Annotated in this window: 9 protein-coding genes; 6 read left to right on the forward strand and 3 right to left on the reverse strand. The window is 63.2% G+C overall.

All coding sequences use genetic code 11. The features are described from left to right. The first annotated feature begins 11 nt into the window (after positions 1 to 11). Complete coding sequence (locus tag QZY07_RS24050) at positions 12 to 1,088, forward strand: efflux RND transporter periplasmic adaptor subunit (protein ID WP_295408417.1); 1,077 nt, start codon at positions 12 to 14, stop codon at positions 1,086 to 1,088. Continuing rightward, positions 1,085 to 4,204: an efflux RND transporter permease subunit gene (locus QZY07_RS24055; protein ID WP_295408419.1), complete on the forward strand. Its 3,120-nt coding sequence runs from the start codon at positions 1,085 to 1,087 to the stop codon at positions 4,202 to 4,204. The genes QZY07_RS24050 and QZY07_RS24055 overlap by 4 nt, the downstream gene beginning before the upstream one ends. Positions 4,205 to 4,232: 28 nt before the next feature. On the opposite strand, the gene hslO is transcribed toward QZY07_RS24055, so the two are convergent. The 3 genes from hslO to QZY07_RS24070 form a co-directional block, all read right to left on the reverse strand. Beyond that, positions 4,233 to 5,105 carry an Hsp33 family molecular chaperone HslO gene (gene hslO / locus QZY07_RS24060; RefSeq protein WP_295408421.1) on the reverse strand — a complete coding sequence of 291 codons (873 nt, stop codon included), beginning with the start codon at positions 5,103 to 5,105 and terminating at the stop codon, positions 4,233 to 4,235. 26 nt (positions 5,106 to 5,131) lie between these two features. Further along, positions 5,132 to 5,968 carry a metallophosphoesterase family protein gene (locus tag QZY07_RS24065; RefSeq protein ID WP_295408423.1) on the reverse strand — a complete coding sequence of 279 codons (837 nt, stop codon included), beginning with the start codon at positions 5,966 to 5,968 and terminating at the stop codon, positions 5,132 to 5,134. Positions 5,969 to 6,041: 73 nt separating this feature from the next. After that, positions 6,042 to 6,350, reverse strand: a complete 309-nt coding sequence (locus tag QZY07_RS24070; protein WP_295408425.1) for an MTH1187 family thiamine-binding protein — start codon at positions 6,348 to 6,350, stop codon at positions 6,042 to 6,044. A gap of 145 nt (positions 6,351 to 6,495) precedes the next feature. Here QZY07_RS24070 and QZY07_RS24075 point away from each other — a divergent pair, with 145 nt between their 5' ends. The 4 genes from QZY07_RS24075 to QZY07_RS24090 all read left to right on the forward strand — a co-directional run bounded on the left by QZY07_RS24075 (position 6,496) and on the right by QZY07_RS24090 (position 8,727). Beyond that, positions 6,496 to 6,960: a hypothetical protein gene (locus tag QZY07_RS24075; RefSeq protein WP_295408427.1), complete on the forward strand. Its 465-nt coding sequence runs from the start codon at positions 6,496 to 6,498 to the stop codon at positions 6,958 to 6,960. A gap of 74 nt (positions 6,961 to 7,034) precedes the next feature. Further along, the gene (locus QZY07_RS24080) at positions 7,035 to 7,307 is read left to right on the forward strand and encodes a DUF6489 family protein (protein WP_295408429.1); all 273 of its coding nucleotides are present in this window, start codon (positions 7,035 to 7,037) and stop codon (positions 7,305 to 7,307) included. A 74-nt stretch (positions 7,308 to 7,381) separates the two neighbouring features. After that, entirely contained in the window at positions 7,382 to 7,921 is a 540-nt protein-coding gene (locus QZY07_RS24085; protein WP_295408431.1) for a DUF1566 domain-containing protein, read from the forward strand. Between the two features lie 293 nt (positions 7,922 to 8,214). Next, positions 8,215 to 8,727, forward strand: coding sequence for a hypothetical protein (locus QZY07_RS24090; protein WP_295408433.1), 513 nt, complete (start codon positions 8,215 to 8,217; stop codon positions 8,725 to 8,727). Positions 8,728 to 8,884 lie beyond the last annotated feature (157 nt).

Genomic DNA, 8,884 nt, shown 5'->3' on the forward strand with positions numbered 1-8,884 from the left:
AGACCAACCCCGTGCGGCCTTTCGCCCTGCCGATGTTCCTGACGCTGACCAGTCCGATTCTGCTGTTGCTGTCCGCCTGCCAGCCGGGCGCCGAGGAGATGCCGGAAGCCTTGCCGCCCTGGGTGCTGACGGTTCCCCTCGAAGTGTCCTCCGCCGCGACCTGGAGTCTGACCGGCGCCGTGCAGGCTCGCCATGAGATCCCGCTGTCCTTTCGGATCGGCGGGGAGATCCTTGAACGCCGCATCGATGCGGGCGACCGAGTCGCGGCGGGGCAGTTACTCTTCCGGCTTGATCCCCGCGATGTGATTCAACAGCGCATTGCCGCCGAGGCGGCCGAGGCGAGCGCCCGCGCCGAGACCGAGAACGCGGAGCGCGAACGCGACCGCCTGGCCGATCTACTGAAAAAACGGCTCGCCAGTCAGCAGGATTTCGAGCGTGCGGCCACCGCCGCGCGCGCGGCCAGCGAGCGTCTGAGGGCGGCCCAGGCAACCCTCGCCCAGGCACTGAACGCGCTCGGCTATGCCTCGCTGACGGCCCCGGCGGCCGGTGTCGTCCTGGAGGCGAACGGTCAGGTCGGGCAGGTGGTGACCGCCGGTCAGACGCTCGCCATGCTGGCGGAAGATGGCCCGCGCGAGGTGGAGGTCCATGTCCCCGAGGATCGGCGCGACCGTTTACCGACCCAGGCCATCGCGGAGCCGTTCGGGACCGGGCTGGCGCTGACGGCAACCCTGCGGGAGATCGCCGGGACCGCCGATCCGGTCGCCCGCACCTGGCGCGCGCGTTATCGGTTGAGCGAGACGCCGTCCGCGCTGGCGTTGGGGACGACCGTGACCCTGCGTTTCGAGTCCGGCCCCGATTCCGGACCGTCAGCGCTGCGCGTGCCCCTGGGGGCTATTCTGGAACGTGCCGAGGGACCGCTGGTGTGGCGTCTGGCGGATGGCCATGTCCAGCCCGAGCCGGTCACCCTGCTCGGTCTTGACGGCGAGTACGCGAGGATCCAGACCGCGTTGGCGCCGGGCACGCCGGTGGTGGCGCTGGGCGTGAACCGGCTTCAGCCGGGGCAGGCGGTGCGGGTGCGTCAGCCATGAGCAAGCATCCGCATCCCGCCGAATCCCGCTTCAACCTCTCGGCGCTCGCCGTGCGCGAGCGTTCCGTGACGCTGTTTTTCATCCTGCTGACGGCCGCGGCCGGTCTCCTGGCCTTCCTGCAACTGGGGCGGGCGGAAGATCCAGCCTTTACCATGCGGGTCATGGTCGTGTCGGCGGTCTGGCCGGGGGCGAGCGCCCGGCAGATGCAGGATCTGGTCGCCGATCCGCTGGAAAAGCGCATCTCCGAGGTGGACTATTTTTATCGGGTCGAGACCACCGCGCGTCCGGGGCGGGTGGATATGCTGGTGGAGTTCCAGGATTACACCCCGTCTCCGCTCGTACCTGAATTGTTCTACCAGGTGCGCAAGCGCATGCTCGACGAGACGCCAAAGCTGCCGGTCGGCGTGCAAGGTCCCTTCGTCAATGACGAATTCTCCGATGTCTATTTCGCGCTCTATGCCCTGTCCGCGCCGGATCTGCCGCCCCGTCTGCTGGTGCGCAAGGCCGAACGCCTCCGTGATCGGCTCGCCCGGATCGAAGGGGTACAGAAGGTTCGGGTACTCGGCGAGCGCCCGCAACGGATCTTCGTCGAATTCGATCCGGCCCGCCTGGCCAATCTGGGTCTGACCCCGGACGCGGTGCGGGAGGCGCTGGATGCGCAGAACCGGCTGCTGCCAGCCGGTCTGGTCGAGACCCAGGGGCCGCGTCTTTATCTGCGTCTGGACAGCGAACTCGAGGATCTGGACGCCATCCGGGCGGTACCGATCCGTGCGGGCGATCCCTTCGATTTGACTCAGGACAGGCTGTTGATTCGACTCGGCGAGATCGCCGAGGTCAAGCGCGGCTACGAGGATCCGCCCGGTTATCTGATCCGCGCCGGCGGCGAGGCGTCGGTGCTGCTTGGCGTGGTCATGCGACGCGGCGAAAACGGCCTGAATCTGGGCGCGCGACTGGTCGAGTTCACGGCCAGCCTGGAGACCGATCTGCCGTTGGGGATCCGGTTCTCGCCGATCACCAATCAGGCCGACGCCATCTCGCACGCCGTGGAGTTGTTTCAGCTCAAATTTCTGGTCGCCGTCGGCGTGGTGATGCTGGTGAGCTTCGTAGCACTGGGCTGGCGCGCGGGTCTGATCGTCGGCATCGCCATTCCGCTGACCCTGGGCCTCACCTTCCTGCTGATGTTGATCCGTGGCATCAATCTGGACCGGGTCACGCTCGGGGCGCTGATCATCGCGCTGGGTCTGCTGGTGGACGACGCCATCATCGCCATCGAGATGATGCTGGTGAAGATGGAGGAAGGCTGGGACCGACGGCGTGCCGCCGCCCACGCCTGGACGGTCACCGCCGCCCCCATGTTGAGCGGCACGCTGGTCACGGTCGTCGGTTTCGTCCCGATCGGTTTCGCCCGCTCCGGCGTGGGCGAATATGCCGGCAATATTTTCTGGGTGCTGGCCTTCGCGCTGCTGGTCTCCTGGCTGGTGGCAGTGACCTTCACGCCCTATCTGGGCACGGTTCTGCTGTCCCCGCCCAAGCCAACGGACACTGTCCATGAAGCGCTCTACGATTCGCGTCTCTACCGGCGTCTGCGCGCGCTGATTCGCGGCTGCGTGCGTCACAAACGGTTGGTGGTGGCGGCGACCTTCGGTCTGCTGGCACTCTCCATCGCCGGTCTGGTCGGCCCGGTACAGAAACAATTCTTTCCGAGTTCGGACCGCCCCGAGGTGTTGGTCGACATCTCTCTGCCGGAGGGCAGCGGGATCCGCGCCACCACGGCGGTGGCCGAGCGCGTCGAGGCCATCCTCAAGAGCGCGCCCGGCGTGCGCTCGCTGTCCAGCTATCTCGGTGCCGGCGCGCCGCGCTTTTTCCTCGCGCTCAATCCCGAGCTGTCCAATCCCGCCTTCGCCAAGCTGATCGCGGTGGCCGAAAGTCCGGCCGCGCGCGATACGCTCATCGCCCGACTCCAGGCCCAGGTGGACGCGGGCGAGTTTCCCGAGGCGCGGGTGCGGGTCCACAAGCTGCTCTATGGTCCGCCGGTTATCTGGCCGGTGAGCTTCCGGGTGGTGGGGCCGGATCCAGTCACTCTGCGGCGGATCGCCGACCAGGTGCGCGACCGGGTCGCCGCCCATCCCAACGCGCTCGATGCCCATCTGGACTGGGGCGAGCGGGTGCCGGTGGCGCGGCTCGCGCTCGATCCGGACCGTCTGCGTCTGATCGGTCTGACGCCCCGCGAACTTGCCCAGCAATTGAACGATGAGCTGTCGGGTCTGGTCGCGACCGAGATTCGCGAGGATGTGCGCAATGTTCAGCTCGTGCTGCGCGGTCGGACGGGCGAGGCGGTTCGCCCCGGTGCCTTGGCGGACATCAATCTCAAGACCCAGGACGGGCGCAATGTCCCCCTGGCTCAGGCTGGTACGCTCTCCATCGAATTCGAGGATCCGGTGCTCAAGCGTTACAACCGCGATCCCTTCATCGCCGTGCATGCCGAGGTCGCGGGCGCTCAGCCGCCGGACGTGACCCTGGCGATCTGGAACCAGCTCGAAGCGCTGCGGGCGCAACTGCCGGACGGCTACCGCATCGACATCGGCGGCGCGGTCGAGCAGTCCGGCAAGGCCGATGCTTCCATCCAGCGGGTGCAGCCGATCATGCTGGTGCTGATGCTGACGGTCATCATGCTGCAGATGCGCCGTTTTTCCGGCACCGTGATGGTGGTCGCCACCGCCCCGCTGGGCGTCATCGGCGCGACCCTGGCCCTGCTGATCGCGGACAAGCCATTCGGATTTGTCGCCCTGCTGGGGTTGATCGGTCTGGCCGGTATCCTGATGCGCAACACCCTGATCCTCGCCAAGCAGATCGAGGACAATCTGGGGCAGGGCATGGAGTCGTCCGCGGCTGTGGTGGAAGCGACGGTGCGACGGGCGCGACCGGTGATTCTGACGGCCGCCGCCGCCGTCTTCGCCTTCACGCCGCTGACCACGGATACCTTCTGGGGACCGCTCGCCTATGTGTTGATTGGCGGGATCATCGTTGGAACCGGCATCACGCTGCTCTTTCTGCCGGCGCTCTATGCGCTGTGGTTTCGGGTACGGTTGGCCAAGTCGAATGAAACGGATTCCTGAGCAGGAGAGCGCCAATTCAAGGAACACTTTATTGCCGCGAGACGGGTGGCGCGTGATGGGTGTGCTCGGCGAAGAGTTGGCGGGCATCCACCCTGTCCAGGCGATACTCGCGATTGCAGAATTCGCAGTTGACCTGGATCACGCCCTGTTCGGCGAGGATCTCGTTCGCTTCAACCTCGCCCAGTAACCGGATCACCTCCTCGATACGCGCCCGCGAACAGCCGCAGCGGAAGGCGAGGGGATCCGGCTCGAACAGGCGCACCGGCTCTTCGTGGAAGAGTCGGTAGAGCAGCCGACCGCCCGGGAGGTCGATGAGTTCCGCCGGCGTCAAGGTGTCCGCGAGCAGGCAGATCCGTTCCCAGTCCTGGTTGCTCAGGCTGTCGCGCGGGAGTCGCTGGAGCAGCAGACCGGCGGCGCGCTGGCCGGTCGCCGCGAGCCACAGACGGGTCGGAAGTTGTTCGGAATCGCTGAAATAGCGTTCGATGGCCGCCGACAGATTGCATCCTTCGAGGGGGACGATGCCCTGATAGGGTTCGCCCTGACGGCGTTTGATAGTCAACACGAGACGCCCCGGGCCGAACAGGTCGGCCAGTTCGCCCGTCGCGGGCACGTCGTCCACCCAGGTGGCGAGTCCGCGTACCGTCCGTTCATGGGTCGCTTGGGCAACCAGGGTACACAGGGGTCCGGCGCCCTGGGCTTGCAGGATGAGCGATCCGTCGAACTTGATGGTGGCGGCGAGCAGCGCGACCGCGGCCAGCGACTCGCCAAGCGGACCGCGCACGCTGTCCGGGTAGGCGTGGGTCGCCAGCACCGCGCGCCAACTGGCGTCCAGATGCACCAGGTTGCCGCGAATGCCGGTGTGCTCGAACAGAAAACGCGAGAGTGAATCGGAGTCGGTCATTCGAGTGGTCAGTAGTCAGTGGTCGGTCAGTCCAGTAGCGCGAGGAATTCCGCGACGGCGGGTTCCAGCGGGCGTTCGCCGGCCAGCACGGCCGGTTCGTAGTCCCGGCGCCAGCGCGGCATCAGGAGGGTGGCCCGGAGCCATTCCTCGAACAGGATGCGCGCCAGCGGTCCACCTTCGTCGATGAATCCGGACTCCCGGAAGTCCCGTTCGGCCCGCGCGCGATCATACTCGAAGCGGACGATCTCCCAGTGCCAGCGGCCGGCGCGCAGTTCCAGCAGGGCATAGCTGCCGCGCGGATCGCCATCGAAGGGTGAGCCGACCGAACCGACGTTCAGGATGGGCGTGCCGTCGAGCACGCGCTCGAGCGGGCGGTGCGTGTGGGCGGTGACGAACAGCGCGATATCCGGGGGCAGGGCGCCCCGCAGATCCTCGTCCGGAACATTGACCGAGATGCCCTGACGGTTGCTGGCCATGGTGCCATGGGTGACATGGACCCAGGTGTCGTCACGCCCGCCATGAAAACACAGATGATCCGGCCAATCTTGCATCGCCGCGATCCTCGGACGAAGCTGGCGATAGGTCCAGTCGGCGAAGCGCCGCATCTGTTCCTCCAGCTCGGTTCTGGGCGCCTCGCGGGCGCAACGCAGGATCCAGGTCTCGTGATTGCCCTGGACCGGGAGCCAGCCGCGCTCCCGGCGCAGCTGGTCGAACAACTCCAGGCAGCCCAGACTGGTGGGGCCGCGGTTGACCAGGTCGCCGGCCATCACCACCAGGTCCGGATTCCAGGCGAGGATCCGTTCCACCGCCGTCTCCATGGCGGGAAGGTTGGCCTGCACATCCGAAAAGATTGCGACCTTCATGATTGGATTTCCATTACGTGGCAATATCGACACCATACCGGGATCGTGCCAGGAGGAGAACTTGATCGTGCCATTAGAGTTCGCCGATGCGCGCCCGAACCGAGTCGATCTTGTCGGTCAGACGCCCCAATGGCCCCTGACGGATATCGAACTTGGCGACTGCGTAGACGCGCGCGCAGCCGCGTTCGTCGAGCAGCGACTGCGCGCGGGCGATCAGTTCGAGCGCTTCGGGCAAGGTGGCGGTTTCGACTGCCGTGCCCATGGGCGAGAGCCGATAGGGGTGGCCGCTATCGCGGATCATGGCGATCACGGGGGCAACAAAACCGCTGACGCTGATTCCTTGATCGGTGGGGAAGATGGCGAGATCGAGGATCACTGACATGCTGATAACTCCAGGTTGACGTGACGAGAACCATCCTGGCCGGGCTCCGCGCGTGGGATTGCCGCGTCCGGGTTGCCGGTCGTAGACTTAGACCATGTGAAATGTATGATTAAGGCGGCCCAGCGGCCTGGGTTCGAGAGCGATTATGACACCAGAAACCGACGACGCCACGGAACCGGATTGGGACACGCCCCTGTCGCTGACCATCACTCCGGCCTTGCTCATCCATTCGCTCATGGGCACGGCCACTGCGGTCCATACGGGTTGGACCAGTTGTATCGACGATACCCTGCTGTTATCCAATCTGGTCGCCATGGACGATCACGCCGGAAACTATATTCGTCTTGCCGAGCAGGAATTCGTCGAAGAGGATCAACCTGAAACCCTCTGGCATGACTGGACCCTGGAGGTTCGAATCGGATCGCTGCTGACCACGGGTCACTGGCAATGCCCGTCCACCTCGCACCCCTCCGAGTGGGACTGGACCGCGCGCGAGGCATCGCGCGCCTTCGAGCGGGCTTGTACCCTGATTGGCCGGCGAGTCCGTCGCGCCATGACGATCGAGGAGCCGACGCCAGCCGAACCGGTTGCACGCGCCAGCCGTCATTAAGGCACGACCCAAGAGTCGATAAAGAGTCGTTGAACACAGTCGCGGCCTGTTGCCGTGCCCCTCAGGAGAGAGTTATGAAGGTGACCGTCGATTTCGATATTACCCCGGACGAGGTTCGTAAATTGTTTGGCTTGCCGGATGTGGAGGCGTTCCAGCGCCAGATGATGGACGATATCCGCGAACGCATGATGTCCGGGGCCGAGGGCTATGATCCCATCAAGTTATTCCAGCCCTATATGGCGGGGACTATGGCTTCCTGGGATCTGTTCCAGAAAATGCTAACGAACGTCGCCGGCATATCCGGTTCGACTGCGGCGGCGCCGGAAGCGACGTCCGGGAAGAAGTAGCCATTCCATCTTTCAACCGCGTTTCACCGCTCGGTGCTGGTGACCGCGAAGCCGGGGATCGCACGAAACAACCCATGTCATGCTGGACGCGGTTTAAACAGGCCCGCTTGCTCCTGGCATTGCCGTTGCTTATTGGCATGTCGGCGGTTGTTCCGAGCGGTCTCGCTCAGACCTGTCTCGATGATCTCCCGGTCGTGCGGCCGGATAGCCGTTTCGTCGCCAATCGGGATGGCACGGTGATCGACCGTACGACTGGCCTGATGTGGAAGCAGTGTGCCGAGGGGTTGAGCGGGGTCGGTTGCGTCGTTGGCGATGCTTTGCGGTTTAAATGGAAGTGGGCCGTTCGGCAAGGTCGCGACGCTGTCTTTGCGGGTTACTCTGATTGGCGCCTGCCGGATCAAACTGAGCTATCGTCCCTGCTTCAGCGTCGCTGCTACGGTCTTGATATCGACGCCGTCAATTTTCCGAATACCCCGCCGGACCGTTTCTGGTCCTCAACGCCATCCAACTATTATCCGGGCAGCGCCTGGACCCTGGACTTCGGTCACGGTGCCGTCGACTATGGCACGCGGCGCGATTCCGCCTATGTCCGTCTGGTACGCGATCATCTTTAGCTTTCTGCCGCTGGTCCAGGGTGACACCCAGACCGTCGAATTGCAGCGACTCGCCCCTGCCCTAAAGGGCAAGGATTCCTTAGGTCGCAAACGCGGCGATCAGGGATCGCGATGGTCTGTGCTTGTCATTTCTTAACGTCATGCTCTCGTTGGATGGCGCTAGCCTCCGCATCGATTTACACCCTACCTGAGTAATGATACGGATAAAAAATTTTACTGGGATCGCTTATGCTTCGTGCATTAAATTTTGAGCATTTCTCCAGGCACCAATACGCGCACGAAGGTTTATCGACATGAAGATTTATAAAAACAAGTTTCCGATAGAATCCACGATCGTCTTTGTCGCTTGTGTTATTTATACGGTGGTTGCGCTGACATGGGAGGGCGATGAATGGGGGGAAATCAAAAGATCGCAGATCCTTAATGAAGCCGCGTCCATGATCGATTTCAAATGGACCCCGAATAAAACAATACAGAATTTTGGATATGATACGACATACTTTACTTTCAAAAAGGGCGTCTATTATTCGGGCGAGGCGTACAGTTCGGGATTCGAGGAGAGCAACGATTACCCACCCGAGAATAAAACGGAATTTCTCGACGGGGTTGCAACCACTTCTGGTGGAATAACGGAACTGGGAAACGATTGTTCCGGATTTGTGAGCATCGCCTGGAAGCTTCCGATGCGGTATTTCACCGTTGATTTCGAGGGAGACGCCAAGACCAACGGCGACTATGTCACTTGTCTTGGGGCTCTCCCGGATTTAAAGTGCAAAATCAAATTCATTCAAAACAAAGATTTATGATCTTTTTTGCCGGACACGCTGCCCTCAAAATTAGGCTGGGCACCAGCATTGCAAGTCATTGATTAATATGAAACCGCTAGGCGAATCGTGCGTAACCGTTCTAGTCGAGGTACACCCTTTGAAAGAGATGATCCCGGTTCGTGATGCCATAACAGCG

Origin of the sequence: uncultured Thiocystis sp. (assembly GCF_903866365.1) — a bacterium.
In the GTDB taxonomy this organism is placed as follows: Bacteria; Pseudomonadota; Gammaproteobacteria; order Chromatiales; family Chromatiaceae; genus Chromatium.